This is a genomic window from Belnapia moabensis DSM 16746 (genome assembly GCF_000745835.1).
GTDB classification, from domain to species: Bacteria; Pseudomonadota; Alphaproteobacteria; order Acetobacterales; family Acetobacteraceae; genus Belnapia; species Belnapia moabensis.
Window position 1 is genome coordinate 52,237 of the sequence record NZ_JQKB01000013.1, and the last position, 18,747, is coordinate 70,983.

At 69.6% G+C, this 18,747-nt stretch carries 17 protein-coding genes; 11 read left to right on the forward strand and 6 right to left on the reverse strand.

From position 1 onward, the window contains the following. Positions 1 to 37: 37 nt before the first annotated feature. Positions 38 to 250 carry a DUF2934 domain-containing protein gene (locus tag EP26_RS10875; protein WP_043338502.1) on the reverse strand — a complete coding sequence of 71 codons (213 nt, stop codon included), beginning with the start codon at positions 248 to 250 and terminating at the stop codon, positions 38 to 40. Between the two features lie 152 nt (positions 251 to 402). Between EP26_RS10875 and EP26_RS10880 the strand changes: the two genes are divergently transcribed. The 4 genes from EP26_RS10880 to EP26_RS10895 all read left to right on the forward strand — a co-directional run bounded on the left by EP26_RS10880 (position 403) and on the right by EP26_RS10895 (position 2,027). Further along, complete coding sequence (locus tag EP26_RS10880; protein ID WP_043338503.1) at positions 403 to 660, forward strand: hypothetical protein; 258 nt, start codon at positions 403 to 405, stop codon at positions 658 to 660. 36 nt (positions 661 to 696) lie between these two features. Next, the gene (locus EP26_RS10885; RefSeq protein ID WP_043338504.1) at positions 697 to 1,254 is read left to right on the forward strand and encodes a nucleoside 2-deoxyribosyltransferase; all 558 of its coding nucleotides are present in this window, start codon (positions 697 to 699) and stop codon (positions 1,252 to 1,254) included. Between the two features lie 4 nt (positions 1,255 to 1,258). Then, on the forward strand, positions 1,259 to 1,714 hold the full coding sequence (locus tag EP26_RS10890) for a hypothetical protein (protein WP_043338505.1): 456 nt from the start codon (positions 1,259 to 1,261) through the stop codon (positions 1,712 to 1,714). A gap of 82 nt (positions 1,715 to 1,796) precedes the next feature. Then, on the forward strand, positions 1,797 to 2,027 hold the full coding sequence (locus EP26_RS10895) for a hypothetical protein (protein WP_043338506.1): 231 nt from the start codon (positions 1,797 to 1,799) through the stop codon (positions 2,025 to 2,027). A gap of 2 nt (positions 2,028 to 2,029) precedes the next feature. On the opposite strand, the gene rnd is transcribed toward EP26_RS10895, so the two are convergent. Then, positions 2,030 to 3,214, reverse strand: a complete 1,185-nt coding sequence (rnd, locus tag EP26_RS10900) for a ribonuclease D (RefSeq protein WP_043338507.1) — start codon at positions 3,212 to 3,214, stop codon at positions 2,030 to 2,032. Positions 3,215 to 3,326: 112 nt separating this feature from the next. Here rnd and aspS point away from each other — a divergent pair, with 112 nt between their 5' ends. Together aspS and EP26_RS10910 are read left to right on the forward strand one after the other, a co-directional pair. After that, positions 3,327 to 5,129: an aspartate--tRNA ligase gene (gene aspS / locus EP26_RS10905; protein ID WP_043338510.1), complete on the forward strand. Its 1,803-nt coding sequence runs from the start codon at positions 3,327 to 3,329 to the stop codon at positions 5,127 to 5,129. A gap of 30 nt (positions 5,130 to 5,159) precedes the next feature. After that, complete coding sequence (locus EP26_RS10910) at positions 5,160 to 5,972, forward strand: EipB family protein (protein ID WP_043338512.1); 813 nt, start codon at positions 5,160 to 5,162, stop codon at positions 5,970 to 5,972. 6 nt (positions 5,973 to 5,978) lie between these two features. Here the strand turns inward: EP26_RS10910 and EP26_RS10915 are convergent, their stop codons facing one another. Both EP26_RS10915 and EP26_RS10920 read right to left on the reverse strand, forming a co-directional pair. After that, a complete protein-coding gene (locus EP26_RS10915; RefSeq protein WP_043338515.1) occupies positions 5,979 to 7,547 on the reverse strand; it encodes an ABC transporter substrate-binding protein in 1,569 nt (522 codons plus the stop codon). Between the two features lie 56 nt (positions 7,548 to 7,603). Continuing rightward, positions 7,604 to 9,214 (reverse strand): hypothetical protein, encoded by a 1,611-nt coding sequence (locus EP26_RS10920; protein ID WP_043338516.1) that lies wholly within the window; start codon positions 9,212 to 9,214, stop codon positions 7,604 to 7,606. A gap of 532 nt (positions 9,215 to 9,746) precedes the next feature. Here EP26_RS10920 and EP26_RS10925 point away from each other — a divergent pair. Further along, the gene (locus EP26_RS10925) at positions 9,747 to 10,382 is read left to right on the forward strand and encodes a hypothetical protein (RefSeq protein ID WP_052389043.1); all 636 of its coding nucleotides are present in this window, start codon (positions 9,747 to 9,749) and stop codon (positions 10,380 to 10,382) included. Between the two features lie 24 nt (positions 10,383 to 10,406). Here EP26_RS10925 and EP26_RS10930 read toward each other — a convergent pair whose 3' ends face one another. Together EP26_RS10930 and EP26_RS31860 are read right to left on the reverse strand one after the other, a co-directional pair. Beyond that, positions 10,407 to 11,483: a tartrate dehydrogenase gene (locus tag EP26_RS10930; RefSeq protein ID WP_043338517.1), complete on the reverse strand. Its 1,077-nt coding sequence runs from the start codon at positions 11,481 to 11,483 to the stop codon at positions 10,407 to 10,409. Positions 11,484 to 11,563: 80 nt separating this feature from the next. Beyond that, positions 11,564 to 12,364, reverse strand: coding sequence for a calcium-binding protein (locus EP26_RS31860; protein ID WP_052389044.1), 801 nt, complete (start codon positions 12,362 to 12,364; stop codon positions 11,564 to 11,566). Between the two features lie 184 nt (positions 12,365 to 12,548). Here EP26_RS31860 and EP26_RS10940 point away from each other — a divergent pair, with 184 nt between their 5' ends. The 4 genes from EP26_RS10940 to EP26_RS10955 all read left to right on the forward strand — a co-directional run bounded on the left by EP26_RS10940 (position 12,549) and on the right by EP26_RS10955 (position 18,696). Continuing rightward, complete coding sequence (locus EP26_RS10940; RefSeq protein ID WP_043338518.1) at positions 12,549 to 13,973, forward strand: FAD-binding oxidoreductase; 1,425 nt, start codon at positions 12,549 to 12,551, stop codon at positions 13,971 to 13,973. Between the two features lie 96 nt (positions 13,974 to 14,069). Next, positions 14,070 to 15,245 (forward strand): LPS export ABC transporter permease LptF, encoded by a 1,176-nt coding sequence (gene lptF / locus EP26_RS10945; protein WP_043338521.1) that lies wholly within the window; start codon positions 14,070 to 14,072, stop codon positions 15,243 to 15,245. Next, entirely contained in the window at positions 15,242 to 16,363 is a 1,122-nt protein-coding gene (gene lptG, locus EP26_RS10950) for an LPS export ABC transporter permease LptG (protein ID WP_043338613.1), read from the forward strand. Before lptF ends, lptG begins: the two co-directional genes overlap by 4 nt. After that, the gene (locus EP26_RS10955) at positions 16,360 to 18,696 is read left to right on the forward strand and encodes an LPS-assembly protein LptD (RefSeq protein ID WP_245624367.1); all 2,337 of its coding nucleotides are present in this window, start codon (positions 16,360 to 16,362) and stop codon (positions 18,694 to 18,696) included. The genes lptG and EP26_RS10955 overlap by 4 nt, the downstream gene beginning before the upstream one ends. The last annotated feature ends 51 nt before the right edge of the window (positions 18,697 to 18,747 follow it).

An 18,747-nucleotide genomic window follows, 5' to 3' on the forward strand; every position in this document is an offset into this window, starting at 1 on the left:
CTCCCCACCGCCATAGCAGCGGCGGGGGTGGGCTGCGTCAAGCCGGGCCGCCGACCCCGGTGATGCCGCTATGCGCCGGCGGGTCGCTGGCGGGGAAGCTTTCCTTGCTCGCCTCATCCGCCTCCTGGTCCTGTTCGGCGGCGATGGCGCGGTGCCAATACTCCTCCGCCTGACCGTTCGGCTGGCCATCGCCGAGCCAAAGGAAATAGGCGCGCTCGCGGATGCGCCTGTCGCGGTCGTCGTCGCTCATTCCAGGGGCCTTTCGTTGCTGCCGTCTCAACTGGCCAGGGGGCAATGAGTTCGCCTTGGAATTGCACCGATCCGCGATGCACGGGCCAGTGACTGGAACGGAATGATTGCGTCGCACAAAATCTGGTCCGCAACGACGCTACGGTCGAACAGGTGCAGGACATACTCGATCGACGGAAGACGGAGGCGCGCCAGGCGCTCCGCCCGAACCCCAATGCCTGGCAGCAGGCCCGGCCTCGCGCCGTGGCCATGCGCGCGCCGCGTCCAGTGCGAATGAGCCTCAGCGAGGTGTTGCAGCGCCTGCTTGAACAGGGCGCCGCCCGCAATGCGTGGAGGCTGTTCGGCATCGCCGTTCTCGCCTGGGCGCTGGCGCTGTTCTGCACCGCCTGGCTGCTCGGTGTCTTCCCCTGATGACAGGCGCCGCCCGCTCCTGTTGACTGCGGGCGCATGAGCATCACCGCCTATCTCGCCGGGCCCGACGTCTTCCTGCCCGATGCCGCCGCCCATGCGGCCCGCAAGGTCGCCATCTGCGCCCGGTTCGGCCTCACCGGCCGCCCGCCCTTGAACGAGGATGTCGAGACGCTGCGCACCCTGCCGGAGGACCGGCTCTGGCGCGTCATCTACGACAAGGACGTGGCGATGATGGAGGAATGCGACATCGTCATCGCCAACCTCACCCCCTTCCGCGGCCCCTCGGCCGATGCGGGGACGCTGGTGGAGCTCGGCTGGTTCCTGGGCCGCGGCAAGCCGATCTTTGCCTATTCCAATACGGCGACGCCCTTCGCCGAGCGCAGCCGACAGTATCTGGCGGCCGTGCCGGACCCGATGCCCGGCCTGATGGTCGAGGGCTTCGGCCTGGCCGACAACCTGATGATCCCGGGCGCCGTGCTGCAGGGCGGCGGCTATCCGGTCGTGCTGCCGGCCGATGGTATCGACCGCCCCTTCGACTCGCTCGAGGTCTTCACCGAATGCGCCCGCCTCGCCGCCGAGGCGATGCGCCGGTAACGCCGTGCTCTATCTCGACCTCGACGGCGTGCTGGCCGATTTCGACCGCGGCGTGGAGGCGGTGACCGGCCAGCGACCGGAGGCGCTGCCGTTGAAGACCATGTGGGCCGCGCTCGCCAAGGCGCCGCGCTTCTTCGAGACGCTGGAGATGATGCAGGATGCCGAGGCGCTCTGGCGCTTCTGCGCCCCGCTCAAGCCCACCATCCTCACCGGCCTGCCGCGCGGCGCCTGGGCGCCCGAGCAGAAGCGCCGCTGGGTGGCGCGGGTGCTCGGCGCGCATGTCCCCATCATCACCTGCATGAGCCATGAGAAGCCGCGCTGGTCCGGCCCCGGCCATGTGCTGGTGGACGATCGCGCCTCGGCCCGTGCCGGCTGGGAGTGGAAGGGCGGGCGCTTCATCCACCATGTCTCGGCGGCGGAGAGCATCGCGCAGCTGCGGGCACTTGGCCTCGGCGGCTGAAGGCGGTCGCTCGATCCGCCTGCGGCTCGGCATCCGCCCCGTGCCAGCCACGTTGGCCCCCTGTGGCAACGGAGAAGGCGACATGACCGACAGGAAGGACGACGACAAGGCGACGCCTGCCCTCGATGAGATGCAGCAGCAGATGCAGCAGCCTTCGGGCACCGGCAGCGGCGGGCATGGGATCGCCTCGGGCCACAACCCCGGCGGCACCCTGCCGGGCGGCGGCCCGGGGGCCGGACTTGGCAGCCTTGGCACCGGCGGCGCCTCGACGGGCGGTGCGCCGACCGGTTCGGTGAAGCGCGGCGGCGCCTGAGCTCAGCGGGCGGCGATCAGCTTGATCCGCCGCCCCTCGACGCCGACCGCCAGCCGGCCCGCCTTCAGGTCCAGCGCCGCCTCGCCGAAGACCTCCCGCCGCCAGCCATGCAGCGCCGGCAGGTCCGGCTCTGCCTCGGTCGCCAGCCGGTCGAGGTCCTCGCTATTGGCCAGGAGCCGCGGTGCGACGTGATGCTCCTCCGCCTTGGCGGCCAGCAGCACCTTCAGCAGTGCGATCAGGGCCGGGGAAGGGGAGGGGCCGCCGCGATCCCGCGGCGCCTCCGGCATGGCCGAATCGGGCAGCGCCTTGGCCGCCTTGATCGCGGCGATCAGCCCGGCGCCGCTCCGCCCCTTGGCGAAGCCTTCCGAGATGCCGCGCGCCCGGGCGAGGTCGGCCGCCGTCTCCGGCGCGGTCGCGGCCAGCTCCAGCATCGTCTCGTCCTTCACCAGCCGCTGGCGAGGGATGTTGATGCGCTGCGCCTCCCGCTCCCGCCAGGCCGCGGCGGCCTGGAGTATGCCCAGGAAGCGCCGGTTGCCGGTGCGTGGGCGCAGCCGCTCCCAGGCCGTCTCGGGGTCGGTGCGATAGGTCTCCGGTCGGGTAAGCACCGCCATCTCCTCGCCCACCCAGTCGAGCCGCTCCTCCCGCTCCAGCCGCTCCCTGAGCGCGACATAGATGCGGCGGAGATGCGTGACATCGGCCGCCGCATAGGCGACCTGGGCCGGTGAGAGCGGCCGCACCGACCAGTCGCTGAAGCGATGCGCCTTGTCGATCTGGGCATTGGCGAGAGAGCGGCAGAGCTGGTCGTAGCTCACCTGGTCGCCGAAGCCGGCCACCATGGCGGCCACCTGGGTGTCGAAGAGCGGCGCCGGCACCGCATCGAATTTCAGCAGGAAGATCTCCACGTCCTGCCGCGCTGCATGGAAGACCTTCACCACCGCCGGATCGGCCAGCAGCGCGCCGAGCGGCGCCAGGTCGAGATCGGGGGCGAGGGCATCGACCACCGCCGTCTCCCGCGCCCCGCCGAGCTGGACGACGCAGAGCTCGGGCCAGTAGGTCCGTTCCCGCATGAATTCCGTATCGACGGTGACGAAGCTCTCCCCCCGTAGCCGCTCGCAGAGGGCGGCGAGGGCCTCGGAGGTCGTGACGAGGGCGGGCACAGACTCGGTTTCGGCGGAACGGCGGCTCATTCGAGGCTTCTAGCCCTGTGCGGGGCAGGGGGAAAGCCATGCGCGCTTGACAGGACCCGCCCCGCCCCCCTCTTACGGGCGCTCCGATTGCCAGCGCAGGTCCCGAACCCCCATGCATGCCTACCGCACCCATAGCTGCGGCGCCCTCCGCGCCACCGATGCCGGCAGCACGGTCCGCCTCTCCGGCTGGGTGCACCGCAAGCGCGACCATGGCGGCCTGCTCTTCCTCGACCTCCGCGACCATTACGGCCTCACCCAGTGTGTGGTCGCCCAGGGCTCGCCCGTCTTCGAGGCGGCCGACCGGCTACGGCCCGAGAGCGTCATCACCGTCACCGGCGAGGTGGTGAACCGCGAGCCCGGCACGGTGAACGTCAAGCTCCCCACCGGCGAGATCGAGCTCCGGGTCCGCGAGCTCACGGTGCAGTCGACGGCCGAGGTGCTGCCCTTCCAGATCGCGACGGAGCAGGAGTATCCGGAGGAGATGCGGCTGCGCTACCGCTTCCTCGACCTCAGGCGGGAGCGGCTGCAACGGAACATGATCCTCCGCGCCCAGATCATCCAGGACATCCGCGAACGGATGATCGCCACCGGCTTCAACGAGTTCCAGACGCCGATACTGACCGTCAGCAGCCCCGAGGGCGCACGCGACTTCCTCGTCCCTGCGCGCCTGCACCCCGGCAAGTTCTATGCCCTGCCGCAGGCGCCGCAGCAGTACAAGCAGCTGACGATGGTGGCCGGCTTCGACCGCTACTTCCAGATAGCCCCCTGCTTCCGCGACGAGGCCGGCCGCGCCGACCGCACGCTGATGTTCTACCAGCTCGACGTGGAGATGAGCTTCGTCACGCAGGAGGACGTATTCACCACGATGGAGCCGGTGATCCGCGGCACCTTCGAGCGCTTCGCCGAAGGCCGCCATGTCGATGCCGGCCCCTGGATCCGCATCCCCTATGCCCAGGCGATGCTGGACTATGGCTCGGACAAGCCGGACCTGCGCAACCCGCTCGTCATCCGCGACGTGACGGAGCAATTCGCCGGCTCCGGCTTCGGGCTCTTTGCCAAGATCGCGGCGAGCGGCGGCGTGGTCCGCGCTATCCCGGCGCCGGGCGCCGCGGGCAACCCGCGCAGCTTCTTCGACAAGATGAACGAATGGGCCCGCGAGCAGGGCGCCGGCGGCCTCGGCTACATCACCTTCGAGGCGGATGGCGCCAAGGGCCCGATCGCCCGCAACCTCGAGGCCGACCGCGCCGCGGCGATCCGCGATGCCTGCGGGCTGAAGGCAGGCGACGCCGTCTTCTTCGCCGCCGGTAAGGCCGCAGACGCCGCGAAGCTTGCCGGCCAGGCGCGGCTCAAGCTCGGCCACGACCTCGGCCTTTCGGAGAAGACCGGCTTCCGCTTCTGCTGGATCACCGACTTCCCGTTCTACGAGCTGAACGAGGAGACCGGGCAGGTCGACTTCAGCCACAACCCTTTCTCGATGCCGCAGGGCGAGATGGAGGCGCTGGAGAAGCAGGACCCGCTGACCATCCCGGCCTACCAATACGACGTCGTCTGCAACGGTTACGAGATGGCCTCGGGCGCTATCCGCAACCACAAGGCGGAGATCATGGTGCGCGCCTTCGGCATCGCCGGCTATCCGCCCGAGGCGGTGGAGGAGCGGTTCGGCGGCATGTTGAACGCCTTCCGCTATGGCGCTCCGCCGCACGGTGGCATGGCGGCCGGCATCGACCGCATCGTCATGCTGCTGGCGGAGGAGCCGAACCTGCGCGAGGTCAACCTCTTCCCCATGAATCAGCAGGGGGAAGAGCTGATGATGGGCTCGCCCTCCACCGTCGAGCCCGCCCGGCTCAAGGAATTGCACATCCGCCCCGAGCTGCCGCCCGCCAAGGGGGCTGCCGCGGCGCCCAAGGCGTCCTAGATCAACACGTCGCTTCGTAAGGACAGAGTGATGCCGCTGCGCCGCCCCCTGCTCGCCGCCGCCCTCCTCGCTGCCTGGGTAGCGCCCGTCGCCGCGGAGCCGGGGGTGGAGGCAATGATTGGCCATCGCGCCGCCTACCAGCTGACGCTCGACCGGGTGCGGGAGAATTCCGACATCGCCCGGGCCGAGGGCGCGATGCTCTACGAGGTGGTCGATGCCTGCGACGGCTGGGCCACGCGGCAGCGCTTCCAGCTCACCATCACCGACCGGGACGGGACGGAGGTCGAGACCACCTCCGACTACTCGACCTACGAGACGAAGGATGGGCGGAACATCCGCTTCTCCCTTACCCAGACCTCGCAGGGCGCCGTCTCCCAGCGCATCTCGGGCGAGGCGGAGGTGACGCCAGAGGGCGGCACGGTCCGCTATGTCGACCCGGAGGCGAAGCAGGTGGCGCTGCCGCCCGGCACGCTGCTGCCGATGCTGCACACCATCCGCACGCTTGCCGCCTCCCGCACCGGGCAGCGGCTGCTGGTCGTGCCGCTCTTCGACGGCACCAGCGCCGATGGCGCGCAAGACACCACCTCAGTCCTCCAGGCCTGGCAGACGCCGCAGGCGAATGAGCGCTTCCCGGCGCTGGCCTCGCTCGGCAGCGCGCGGATGCGCATCGCCTTCTTCGACCGTACACCCGGCAGCAATGCCGGGGGCGCCAGCGCTCCGGATTACGAGGTTGGCCTGCGCTACTACGAGAACGGCATCGCCGACGAGCTGAAGATGGAATTCGGCGATTTCAGCGTGAACGGCCGGATGCGCGAGCTGGCGCTGCTGCCCAACCCCTGCTGAGGCGCCTCAGCCCCGCCTGAGGTTCCACAGGAAGGGGTTCGGCCCCTGCAGCACCCCCGTCAGCTCCCGCCGGAAAGCGGTGCGAAGGCGGAACAGACCTGTTGGGGCGAAGGGCACGCTCTCCCAGGCCGCGGCCTGGAGATCGGCCATGGCGGCAGCCTGAGCCCCGGCATCGGCGGCGCCAATCCAGCGCTGCACCGCCGCCTCGCTCGCCGCATCGGTCGGCCAGCCGAACCAGGCCCGCTCGCCATGCCCGCGAATGATCGGGCTGACCGCCGGGTTGGCGATGGCGGCCGCCGGGAAATTCGTATTGTGCAGGTTCCAGCCTCCCGCCTCGGGCGGCGCCTTGTTGGCGCGGCGGGCGATGATCGTCGCCCAGTCGCTCTCCACCAGCTCGATATTCACGCCGAGCCGCCGCATCAGGTCGGCGGTCACGCGCCCCTGCTGGGTGACGGCCGGGAAGTCGCTCGGGTTGATGAGAACCACCCGCTCGCCGCGATAGCCGGCCTCGCGCAGCGCCGCCCGCGCCCGCTCCATCGCTGGCTGGCCACCCGGCGAGACCTCAAACTCCCGCACCTGCGGCAGCCCGCAGGGGAAGACGGCATGGCAGTCCCGCCAATCCCCGGGCAGGGCGACGGATGCCATGTAGTCCGGCTGCGCCATCGCCTCGCGCACCGCTCGTCGTACCCGAACATCGCTGAAGGGCGGATGCAGGTGATTGAAGCGCAAGAAGCCGAGGAAGCCGTTCGGGTCGTAGATCTGGGTGGCGACGCCCGGCGCCCGGTCCAGCACCGGCACCAGGTCGGGCAGCGGATACTCGATCCAGTCGATCTCCCCGGTCCTGAGCGCCGCCGCCGCCGTGCCGCCATCCGGGACCCAGATCAGTTCCAGCCGGTCGAAATGCACCCGCTTGCCGCCCGAGGCCGCCTCCGCCGGCTCGTCGCGCGGGACATAGGCCTCGTTCCGCGCATAGGCCGCCTTCGCGCCCTGGCTGAATTCGTCGGCGAGGAAGCGCCAGGGCCCGCTGCCGACCATCTCGGTGATCGGCTTGTCGGCCGGCATCGCCGCTACCCGCTCCGGCATGATGAAGGCGGGGCTCGCCGCCGGCTTGGCCAGCGCATCGAGCAGCGCCGGGAAGGGCCGGTGCAGGCGGATCAGCAGCGTCCGATCGTCCGGCGCCGACCACTCGGCCACCGCCGCCGCCAGCACCTGGCCGAACCCGTCCCGCACCGCCCAGCGCCTCAGCGAGGCGATGCAGTCCCGCGCCCGCACCGGCTCCCCGTCATGGAAGCGCAAGCCCTCGCGCAGGCGGATGGTCCAGGCCAGCCCATCGGCCGAGACCTCGTGCCCTGCCGCCATCTGCGGCTGCGGCCGGAGCGCACTGTCGCAGCCATAGAGGGTGTCGAAGACGCAGTAGCCATGCGTTGTGGCGATGGTGGTCGGGTTGAAGATCGGGTCGAGCACCGCCGGCGCCGCCTGCGGCATGAAGCGCAGCGTGCGCGCCCGGCTTCCTTGGGCGAGCGCCGGCCCCGCCAGGACCAGCCCCGCTCCCTGCAACACCTGCCTCCGCCGCATCGTCGTCTCCCTTGCCCCTGCCGGATAGGCCAGGGGCGCCGCCGGCGGAAGAGGGCTCAGCGATGACCGGGGCTGTGCTCCGCGAACAGCTCCGGTGGCCGCACGCGGTAGAGCGCCGCCATCGGCGTATGCGTCACCAGCTCCAGCCGTTCCCGGGCGAAGGCAGGCAGCTCCCCGGCGCCGCCGGCCAGCAGCACCAGCACGTAGTCGAAATTCTCCTGCCAGTCGGTGAGGTAGGGCTGCCGCCTGAGATCCGGCGGCGGCTCGGCCGCCGGGTCCAGCATCCGGTAATCGGGCAGGTAGCCGGCCGGCTGGGCGAGCGCATCATAGGGAGGCAGCACCCGCAGCGGTTGCTGGCTGGGGTTGGTGAAGACCATCGGCCAGAAGGCATGCCGCTCAATCGTCAGTAGCGAGCCGAGATGCTGATCGGTCCGGCAAAAATCGGCGATGATCAGACGCCGCCCATGCTGGCGCCAGAAGTCCGGGTTGCTGCCCGGGTCGACGGTGGCCACCAGCACGCGGCTGCCCGGCTCCACCGTCTCGATGCTGCGGCGGATATCGACGACGTCCCGCTCCTGCCCCGACCAGACCGAGGCTAGGATGCCCATCCGCACCAGGAACAGCGCTGCGAGGGCGACACCCACCACGCGTGCCGGACGTGGCGGTAGCATCGGCAGCGTGCCGGCGAAGAGCAGCATGCCCAGCATGATCGGGAAGCGCCCGTCGATGAAGGAGGCCTCCTTCAGCGTCATCGGCATGGCCAGGTAGAGGAGGAAGCAGATCATCGCCGCCAGCAGGCTCGCCCGGTTCACCCGCAGCATCCGCAGCGCCAGGCAGGCCAGGACGAGGCCGAGAACGGCGAGCGCTGTCAACTTGTCGAAGGCGGCGTAGTAATTCATGAAGGGTTCGGTGAGGTTCGTCAGCTTCTTCATAGGCGAGTTCCAGGTGACGGAACCCTCCTCGGCGCTGGCCAGCCGCGCGCTCAGGTAGAGCGCGGCCGAGGGCAGGAAGACGAGCCCCGCCGCCACGGCCCGCCGCAGCAGCGCCCCCCAGCTCTGCGCGCGCAAGTGGTCCCACATCAGCAGAAGCTCGCGCGCGCCGATCAGCACGGCGCAGAAGACGAGGCCAAAGATGTGGCAGAAGAAGACGAGGGTCGCCGCCACCGCCGCCGCGATGACGGTCGCGACGGGATGGCGCTCGCGGAAGACGTGCCAGCCCGCCGCCGTGATCATCGCCAGCGCGATCCCCACCTGGTAGTTCATGAAGCCCATGAGGAAGAGCGCGTGATAGCCCATCAGCGCCGCCGCCACCGGCCACCAGGACCAGCGCCCGAACACCGCGCGGCTGTAGAGGATGATCGCGGCGTAGTTGAGCACAAGGATCAGGCCGAGCATGACGCGCCCGGCAACATAGACGGGCAAGATCTTCACCAGCCCCGTCAGCACCACATCGATGGCGAGGTTGGGGATGATTTGCCAGTCCTGCGCATAGATGCGCGACAGCACCGGGTCCTCCTGCCCGAAGGCGAGCACATAGGTCCGAGCCAGATGGTTCGGGTAGTCGAGCAGCGGGGGCAATTCGGTGATGCAGAGCGGCGCCAGCAGTACGAGCAGGGCACCGAGGCAGACAAACCAGCGCAGGCGCGGTTGCAGCGACGCGTCGCTCATGCCGATCGCTCCTTCGCAATTTTGCAGGTGACGTCTGCAATGTCATTGCCTGCTGCAATGCGGCAACCCAGCTTCGGCAAGATGAACGAACTGTGTGCAGCATTGCGTCCTTGAGGTTGGGCGGAGCTTCCGTCATTCCCCGCTTTGGCGTCATGGTGTACGAAATCGTCGCAGGACGTCCTGCCGCTGCGTCAGCCGATAGCAGGCGTAGCCTGCCGTCGGCATGAGGGAGCGTGCACTCGATCTACGGCAGCCCGGCCGTCCGGAGTGTATACGGTCGATTGCCTGTCGGCGGCGGCTGCGAACCCGCAGCCTGTTGGCGCAGACCCCGTTCAAGCCGCACTTTGTCCAGACATCTGCTGGCACGAACGACAAGCCAAGAAGGCTTTCGCGGAACCAGAACGCGCCGATGCACCGGTCCGGGAGCATCCACCATCCATTGACGCCGCCGTGTACGACCACTGTGGTTGCAACCTATGGTCGCCTCTGGACCGATTGGCTATCCTGGGACCCGATCTTTCTGGAGGATGGCATGTTGCGTCGTGCGGTGCTGGTCGCTGTCTTGGGGTTCATGGCCTGGGTCGGGCCCGGCCAGGCACAGTCCAGCGACCCCTCCTTCCGTGTCGTCAACAATACGCCGAATGTGGTGAACGAGGTCTATGCCTCGCCGACCAATGAGAGGAGCTGGGGGCAGGACCGGCTGGGTGACCAGGTGATCGCGCCGGGCGCCAATTGGATCATCCGTCTGCCGGCCGACGGCAATTGCACTTTCGACATCCGCATCGTCTACCAGGGCGGCACCGCGGAGGAGCGGCGCAACGTCAACACCTGCGCCATGACGGACTTGGTGCTCGGCCAGCCCGCCGGGCCCGCGCCGCGTACCCAGCGCAACCAGCAGCAGGGTAGCACCCAGCAGGGCAATCCCTCCTTCAACCTCGTCAACCAGAGCGGCCGGGTGATCGAGGAATTCTACGCCTCGCCCTCCTCCCAGCAGAACTGGGGCCCGGACCGGCTGGGCGACGACGTGGTGCAGCCGGGCGCGACCTTCGCCGTCCGCCTGCCGCAGGGCGAATGCACCTATGACATCCGCATCGTCTTCGCCGGCGGCCAGGCGCAGGAGCGGCGCAACGTGAACGCCTGCTCGCTGACCAACTACACCGTCCGGTAGCGCCTGCGCCAGGGGCGGTGCCGCTCAGGCATTCGCCCCCGCCAGCGCCGCGATCACCGCCTCCGTGACCTCGGCGGTCGTCGCCTTGCCGCCGAGATCGGGCGTCATCACCGCCCCGCGTCCGGTGACCGCCTCCACCGCCGCCATCAGCCGCCCTGCCGCACGCGGCTCGCCGCAATGCTCGAGCAGCATCGCCGCCGTCCAGAAGGCGCCGAGCGGGTTGGCGATGCCCTTGCCCGTGATGTCGAAGGCCGAGCCGTGGATCGGCTCGAACATCGAGGGCCGCCGCCGCGAGGGGTCGATATTGCCCGTCGCCCCGATGCCGAGCGAGCCCGCCAGTGCCGAGGCCAGGTCGGAGAGGATGTCGGCATGCAGGTTGGTGGCGACGACGGTGTCGATCGTCCCCGGCTTCATCACCATCCGTGCCGTCATGGCATCGACCAGCATCTTGTCGACAGTGAGGTCCGGGTATTGCGCCGTCACCTCGGCGCAGACCTCGTCCCACATCACCATGCCATGCCGCTGCGCATTGGACTTGGTAACGACGGTGAGCAGCCGGCGCGGCCGGCTCATGGCGATCTCACAGGCCTGACGGCAGATGCGGGCCACGCCCTCGCGGGTGAAGACGGCGACATCCATGGCGACCTCGATCGGCAGGCCGCGATGTGCTCTCCCGCCGACGCCGGCATACTCGCCCTCGGAATTCTCCCGCACGATCACCCAATCGATTTGCCGTCCCAGCTCCTCCCGCAGCGGCCCCTGGATGCCGGGCAGCAGCCGTGTCGGCCGGACATTGGCGTACTGGTCGAAGCCCTGGCAGATGGCCAGCCGTAGCTCCCAGAGGGTGAGGTGGTCCGGGATATCCGGCGCTCCGACCGCACCGAAGAAGATCGCGTCGAAGCCTTCGAGCTGGCGAAGCCCGTCCTCCGGCATCATCCGCCCGCTCGCGCGGTACATCGCGCTGCCCCAGTCGAAGCCCTGGAACTCGCAGGCGAAGCCGCCATCGGCCCGGGCCGTCGCCTCCAGCACGCGGCAGCCGGCCTCGATCACCTCGGGGCCGATACCGTCGCCGCCGATGGCGGCGATCCTCAGTTGGCGCATGGCGGGCCGTCCTCCAGTTCGTTGCCCGCCATCAAGCCCGGGGGCGCGGTGCCCATCAAGCCCCCGCGCCGGAGGTGGCATCAAGCCAGGATGAAATCCGACTTCACCAGCTGGTGCACGCCGCTCAGGGTGAAGCTGGCGCTGGGTCCTTCCGGCGCCCCGATCCCGTTGAAGAATGGGACATAGATTTCGACCACCGTCTGCCCGCCTTCGACTGCTGCCCGCACCTGCGTGTGGGTGGCATCGGTGAAGGCGCCGGAGCCGAGAAAATCCACCGCCGGCCTCGTCATGAAGGGTTCGAGAAAGGGCGTGAGATCCAGCTTGTCCTCGCCGCGGCGGAAGTCGGTCACCACGTCGCCGGTCGTGTCATAGACCGGCAGCTTGGCCTGGCTGTTGGTGCCGCCGAAGCGGAAGACGTCCTGACCGCTGCCGCCGGTCAGCGTGTCGGCACCGACGCCGCCCGTCAGTACGTCGTTGTCCCGTCCGCCCGAGAGCCGATCGTCGCCACCGCCCCCCATCAGCGTGTCGTGGCCATCGCCACCATAGAGTGTGTCTCTACCGTCGCTGTCCCGGGCCTGGGCGCTTCGCCAGGGGTCTTTTCCGGCGAGAGCGCCGTAGCCGAGGATCATGTCGTTGCCGCTGCCGCCCCAGACATGATCGTTGCCGTAACCCGCATAGACCGTGTCGTTCCCGGCGCCGCCGCCAATCCAGTTGGCGCGAATGACGGGACCCGGGAAGGGCTCCGGGAAGATCGGCGGACGGGGTCCGTTCAACCCATCGCCGTAGATTAGGTCGTTACCGCCCCGGCCATGGATATCATTGGCGCCGGCATCGCCGAGCAAAGTATCGGCCCCCGAGCCACCATAGATATGTACTGGCATTGCTTCCCCCACCAAATGGCGACCATATCGAATACAATATTCATCCTACGGGTGAAGCGGTTCCGTCACATTGCACAAACCCGAGAGATAGATGTGGGCCGAGAAAACCTGCCCAAAGGTTATATCTCCTGGCGGGGTGGCCACAGCGATTGACCCCGGCCCCCTTCGGCACGACCTTCCCGCCATGCCCGACGACCTCTCGCCCCCGCTGCTCGATCGTCTTTCCGCCGTGCTCGGCCCGCGCGGCATCCTGACCGAACCTGCCGATCTCGAGCCGCATCTCGCCGACTGGCGCCTGCTCTATCGCGGCCGGACCCCCTGCGTGCTGCGCCCCGCCGGCACTGCGGAACTGGCCGAGGCGGTCCGCCTCTGTGCCGCGGCCGGCATGCCGCTCGTGCCGCAGGGCGGCAACACCTCCATGGTCGGCGGCGCGACGCCGGATGAGGGCGGCCGGCAGATCGTCGTCTCCCTGGCGCGGATGAACCGCATCCGCGACCTCGACCCGCTCGACATGACGATGACCGCCGAGGCCGGGCTGGTCCTCAAATCCGCGCAGGATGCCGCGGCCGAGGCCGGCTGCCTCTTCCCCCTCTCCCTTGGCGCCGAGGGAACGGCGACGATCGGCGGCGTGCTTTCGACCAATGCCGGCGGCAACACCACCGTCCGCTACGGCAATGCCCGCGAGTTGATGCTCGGCCTCGAGGTCGTGCTGCCGGACGGCCAGGTCTGGAACGGCCTCCGCCGCCTGCGGAAGGACAATACCGGCTACGCGCTCCGCCACCTCTTCGTCGGCGCGGAGGGGACGCTTGGCTTCATCACGGCCGCCGTCCTCCGCCTCTTCGCCCGGCCGAAGGAGAGCGAGGTCGCCCTCTGCGCGGTCCGCGACGAGGATGCGGCACTCGCCTTGTTCCGGCGCTTCCGCGACCGCGACGAGACGGCGGTGCGCGCCTTCGAATACATGTCCGGCACCGGCGTCGGCTTCTACGCCCGGTTGATCGAGGGCGGCAGCGTCCCGCTCTCGACCCCCGCCGACCACTATGTGCTGGTCGACCTCGCCTCCACCCGCCCCGATGCCGGCCTGCGCCCCCTGCTCGAGGCTGTGCTGGAGGAGGCGCTGGAAGCCGACGAGGTGCTCGACGCCGCCATCGCCGAAAGCGAGGCCCAGCGTGCCGCCATCTGGCGCATCCGCGAGGAGCACCCGGAGGCGCAGAAGCGCGAAGGCGCCTCGGTGAAGAACGACGTCTCCGTCCCGGTCTCGCGCGTGCCGGAGCTGATCCGCCGCGCCTCCGACGCCTGCCGCCGGCTGATCCCAGGGGTGCGCCCCGTGCCCTTCGGCCATCTGGGCGATGGCAACATCCACATGAATCTGCAGCAGCCGGAGGGAATGGACCCAGCCGCCTTCCTCGCCCGCAGCCATGACATCATGGACACGGTGAACGAGGTGGTCCGCGAGCTCGGTGGCAGCTTCAGCGCCGAGCACGGCATCGGCCGGCTCAAGACCGACATGATGGAGGGCTGGCGCGGCGGGCCGGAACTGGCGGTGATGCAGCGGATCAAGGCCGCGATCGACCCGCAGGGGATCATGAACCCAGGGAAGGTGTTGCCCTGAGGCAAGGCCGGGCCACCATCGATCCGGTGTCCACCCCGATCCTTTCCCCCGCTCCCGCCAGCGGCTAGGGTGCGCGCCCCCGACCCTTGATCCGTGATGAGCAGCCTCGATCGTTACATCTTCCGCCAGCTGGGCGTCGCGCTGCTCGCCGTGACCATCGGCCTGGCGGCGCTCGTGTGGCTGACCCAGTCGCTGCGCTTCATCGAGCTAGTGCTCGACCGCGGCCTGTCCTTCGGCGTCTTCGTCGAGCTGACTGGCCTGCTGCTGCCGAGCTTCTTCGCCATCATCCTGCCGATCACCACCTTCGTCGTCTCCCTTTTCATCTATGTCCGCCTCGCCTCGGACCGGGAGCTGGTGGTGATGCGCGCCGCCGGCCTCTCGCAATGGCAGCTGGCGCGGCCGGTGCTGGCCATAGCCGGCCTGGCGACGCTGGTCTGCTACGCGCTGAACCTCTGGGTGGTGCCCAGCAGCCAGGCCGCCTTCCGCGCCTGGCAGTTCGAAATCCGCAACGAGCTGGCTGCGATCCTGGTGCAGGAAGGCGTCTTCAGCTCTGTCGGCGACGATCTCACCGTCTATGCGCGCTACCGCGACCCGGACGGCACGCTGCGCGGCATCTTGGTGCATGACGCCCGCGAGGCCGGCGCCCCCGTCACCATCCTGGCCGAATCGGGCCATATCTCCCCCGGCCCCAACGGCCCGCGCGTCACCCTCGAGAACGGCCAGCGCCAGCAGGTGGAGAAGGTGGCGCCGCCCGCCGGCTCGCCCCCCGGCACGCCGCAGCAAATCCGCCTCTCCGTGCTCTCCTTCAGCGAGAACAGCGTCGACCTGGCCCGTGCCCGCAGCGGCGAGGCCGATAGCCGCTACCGCAACGCCCAGGAACGTACCCTCGACGAGTTGCTCCACCCCGACCCGGCCGAGCACGTCCCGGAGCGCGACCTCAAGCGCTTCATCGCGGAGGCGCATCAGCGCTTGAGCAGCCCGCTGACGGCGATGAGCTACGCCCTGGTCGCCCTGGCGACGGCGCTGACTGGGCAGTTCCGCCGTCATGGCGGCAGCCTCCGGCTGTTCACTGGCATAGCGGTGGTGGTGGCGCTGCTCGCCTTCGGCCTCACCGCCGGCAATCTCGCGGCGCGGACGCCGCGGCTCATCCCACTGATCTGGCTGAACACGCTGCTGCCCGGCCTGGTCTCCGCCTGGGTCCTCTCTGGCGCACCGGGCTGGCCGCAGGGCTGGTGGCTCAACCGCCGGCCGAGGGGCGCCGCCACGCCATGATGCTGGCGCTGACCCTCACGCGCTACGTTGCCCGGCGCTTCTTCGGCGCGACGCTCGCCATGCTGACCGGGCTGACGCTGCTCGTCTCGCTGTTCGACTTCATCGAGCTGCTGCGCCGTGCCGCGACCCGCCCGGATGCCGGTTTCGCCCTGGTGGCGACCATCGCGGGGCTCCGCCTGCCTTTCGTCGCCCTGCAGATCCTTCCCTTCGCCATTCTGCTTGGGGGGCTGCTCGCCTTCTGGCGGCTGACCCGTTCCTCGGAGCTGGTGGTGGCGCGGGCGGCGGGCATCTCCGCCTGGGGCTTCCTTTCCGGCCCGGTCGCCGTGGCCCTGTTGTTCGGCGGGCTCGGCACGGCGGCGATCTCGCCGCTTTCCTCGGTGATGCTCGCCCGGGCGGAACGGATGGACTTTGCCTATCTCCGCTCCAGCGCCGGCATCACCGCCCTCGCCGGCGGCCGGCTTTGGCTGCGCCAGGCGGATCGTGGCATCGAGGAGCAGGGGGTCGCCATCCTCTCCGGTCGCCCCGTCTCCGACCGCGAGGCCGCGCGCGAGGGGTTCAGCATGACCGATGTCTCGCTCTGGCGCCTCTCGGCCGATGACCGGCCGCTGGCCCGGATCGAGTCGCCACGGGCCCGGCTGCTGGCCGGCCGCTGGGTGCTGGAGGATGCCGTCACCTTCAACGCCGACCGCAGCGCGGGACCGAAGCAGGAGCTCAGCTTCCCGACCGAGCTGACGCCCGAGCGCATCGAGAACAGCTTCGCCTCGCCGGATACGCTCTCCGTCTGGGCGCTGCCCGGCTTCATCGCAGTGCTGGAGGGGGCCGGCTTCTCCGCCGTGCGGCACCGGCTGCACTTTCAGAGCCTCCTCTCGCTGCCCCTGCTCGCCGCAGCCATGGCGCTGCTGGCGGCCAGCTTTTCCATGCGCTCCTCCCGCCGCGGCGGAGTAGCGCAGATGATCGGGGCCGGCGTCGCGGCCGGCTTCATGCTCTTCGTGCTCGACAAGATCGCCAATGAGTTCGGTGAGGCCGGGACGCTCCCGGTCTCGATCGCCGCCTGGGCACCCACCATGGCCGGGCTGCTGCTCGCCCTCGCCCTGCTGCTGCATCTGGAGGATGGATGAGCCCTCGCCCCGCACGCCGTCGGCGCCTGCTCCTCGGCGGGGCGCTCGCGCTGCTGCCGGCCAGTCAGGCCCTGGCGCAGATGGAGCAGCCGAGCGTGACGCCGCTCGACGCATCCATCCGCCCCTCCCTGGTCGCGCCCGCGCCCGGCACGACCTCGGGAGCGAGTCAGGCCCCCGGCTCCAGCGCGTCCGCGATCCAGCCTTTCGGCAGCATCGCCGGCGGCGGGCAGCCGGTGGACCGCAACGCCCCGGTCACTTTCACCGCCGAGGAGGTGGAATATGACCGCGACAAGGGCCTCGTCATCGCCCGCGGGCGGGTCGAGGCCTGGCAGGGCGAGCGCCTGCTGCGCGCCGACGAGTTCACCTACGACCGCAATACCGGTGTCGCCACCGCCCGCGGGAACGTCCAGCTGCTGGAGCCGGACGGCCAGGTGCTCTTCGCCGATGAGGCGGAGCTGAAGGACCGCTTCCGCGACGGCGTGCTGGAGGGCGTCCGCGCCCTGCTCGCCGCCAATGGCCGCATGGCGGCGAACGGCGCCCGCCGCACCGGCGGCACGATCAACGAGCTGGCCCGCGTCGTCTATTCCTCCTGCGACCTCTGCGCCGACGACCCGACCGCGCCGCCGGTCTGGCAGGTCGAGGCCCGCCGCGCCACGCAGGACAAGGGCGAGCAGCGCATCAGCTACCGCGACGCGACCGTCCGCCTCGGCGGTGTCCCGGTGCTCTATACGCCTTACCTCTCCCACCCGGACCCGAGCGCCCCGCGTGCCTCCGGCTTCCTCTTCCCGACGCTCGGCTATACCCGCTTCCTCGGCGCCTTCGCCGAGACGCCCTATTACTGGGCCATCGACGATACCTCTGACCTTACCGTCATCCCCATCCTCTCGACGCGGCAGTATCCCAATCTCGGCCTCGAATACCGCAAGCTGTTCAATTTCGGCGAGATCACCGGCAGCGCCTCGATCGGCGGGTTGAACGGCACCGATACCGGCGGCAAGCGGGAGCTGGCGGGCCACATCTTCCTCAAGGGCCGCTTCACCATTGACGAGAACTGGCGAGCCGGTGTCGACCTCAACCGCGCCAGCTCGGAGCAGTACCTCCGCACCTTCCGCTACGAGTACCGCCGGGTGCTGACCAGCCAGGCCTATGTCGAGGGCTTCTGGGGCACCGAAACCTATGCCCGCATCGATGCCCGCGCCTATCAAGGCCTGCGCAGCATCGACGACACGCGGCAGATTCCCTATGTCCTGCCCAATGCCGTGGTCGAGCATGCGCCGCACGGCAAGTATCTCGGCGGCTTCCTCACCGTCGATGCCGGGCTGCTCGGCATCAGCCGCGACATCGGCAGCTCCACCCAGCGCCTGTCGAGCCGCGTTTCCTGGCAGCGGCCGGAGACGGACCGCTTCGGCGGCCTCTGGACGGTGAAGATCCAGGCCGATGGCCTCGGCTATCGCTCGCAGGGGCTGCAGGAGCCGCCGACCAACCTGCCTGAGGCCAATGGCGACCGCTTCAACGGTAATATCCGAGCCGCGCTCGACTGGCGCATGCCCTTCGTCCGCTATGCCGGCGCCTGGGGCAGCCAGACCATCGAGCCGCGCGTGCAACTCGTCACCGGCCCGCGGGCTGGACCGCAATACAGGGTGCCGAACGAGGACAGCATCGATTTCGAGTTCACCGATGCCAATCTCTTCGCCCTCAACCGCTTCACCGGCCGCGACCGGCAGGAGGGCGGCACCCGCGTCGATACCGCCATCCGCGCCGCCTGGGACTTCCCCAATGGCGGGCAGGTCGAAGGGATGATCGGCCGCTCCTTCCGCCTCGATGACCAGATTTCCAGCCCCTATGTCGGCTCCGGCCTCGAGCGCCGCGCCTCCGACTACGTCGCCCGGCTGCGCATCGCGCCGACCACCTGGTTCGACACCATCGGCCGCATCCGCCTCGACGGCGAGAACATCACCGACCGGCGGCTGGTGGACACCGTTGCCAATCTCGGCCTCGGCCGGGTGACGCTCTCGGCCGGCTATCTCTACTCGCCGCCGCTGCCCTTCCTCATTCCCAGCCGCGCGCGCGAGGAGGTTGGCGCCGGCTTCACCGCCCGCATCGGCCAGTACTGGCGCGTGACGGTGAACGGGAAATATGATCTCGGCCTCGGCCGCGCCGTGCTGGTCCAGGGCTCGGCTGGCTACGAGGACGAGTGCTTCATCTTGGAGGGCCGCTTCATCAAGCGCTTCGCCGAGGATCCGACGAGCCAGAGCCTCTATGCCGCAAACACCGTCATCCTCTTCCGCCTCGGCCTCAAGACGCTCGGCGAGTACTTCTTCCGCGCGATCTGACCTCACGCGGCGCGCCGCCTCTTCAGCAGCCCCCGGTGACGCCACCGAAAC

Bases quoted from the DNA above. Each gene is read 5' to 3' on its own strand.
- EP26_RS10875 (WP_043338502.1), bottom strand. From the start codon at position 250: ATGAGCGACGACGACCGCGACAGGCGCATCCGCGAGCGCGCCTATTTC.
- EP26_RS10885 (WP_043338504.1), top strand. From the start codon at position 697: ATGAGCATCACCGCCTATCTCGCCGGGCCCGACGTCTTCCTGCCCGAT.
- EP26_RS10895 (WP_043338506.1), top strand. From the start codon at position 1,797: ATGACCGACAGGAAGGACGACGACAAGGCGACGCCTGCCCTCGATGAG.
- rnd (WP_043338507.1), bottom strand. From the start codon at position 3,214: ATGAGCCGCCGTTCCGCCGAAACCGAGTCTGTGCCCGCCCTCGTCACG.
- aspS (WP_043338510.1), top strand. From the start codon at position 3,327: ATGCATGCCTACCGCACCCATAGCTGCGGCGCCCTCCGCGCCACCGAT.
- EP26_RS10910 (WP_043338512.1), top strand. From the start codon at position 5,160: ATGCCGCTGCGCCGCCCCCTGCTCGCCGCCGCCCTCCTCGCTGCCTGG.
- EP26_RS10915 (WP_043338515.1), bottom strand. From the start codon at position 7,547: ATGCGGCGGAGGCAGGTGTTGCAGGGAGCGGGGCTGGTCCTGGCGGGG.
- EP26_RS10920 (WP_043338516.1), bottom strand. From the start codon at position 9,214: ATGAGCGACGCGTCGCTGCAACCGCGCCTGCGCTGGTTTGTCTGCCTC.
- EP26_RS10925 (WP_052389043.1), top strand. From the start codon at position 9,747: ATGTTGCGTCGTGCGGTGCTGGTCGCTGTCTTGGGGTTCATGGCCTGG.
- EP26_RS10930 (WP_043338517.1), bottom strand. From the start codon at position 11,483: ATGCGCCAACTGAGGATCGCCGCCATCGGCGGCGACGGTATCGGCCCC.
- EP26_RS31860 (WP_052389044.1), bottom strand. From the start codon at position 12,364: ATGCCAGTACATATCTATGGTGGCTCGGGGGCCGATACTTTGCTCGGC.
- EP26_RS10940 (WP_043338518.1), top strand. From the start codon at position 12,549: ATGCCCGACGACCTCTCGCCCCCGCTGCTCGATCGTCTTTCCGCCGTG.
- lptF (WP_043338521.1), top strand. From the start codon at position 14,070: ATGAGCAGCCTCGATCGTTACATCTTCCGCCAGCTGGGCGTCGCGCTG.
- lptG (WP_043338613.1), top strand. From the start codon at position 15,242: ATGATGCTGGCGCTGACCCTCACGCGCTACGTTGCCCGGCGCTTCTTC.
- EP26_RS10955 (WP_245624367.1), top strand. From the start codon at position 16,360: ATGAGCCCTCGCCCCGCACGCCGTCGGCGCCTGCTCCTCGGCGGGGCG.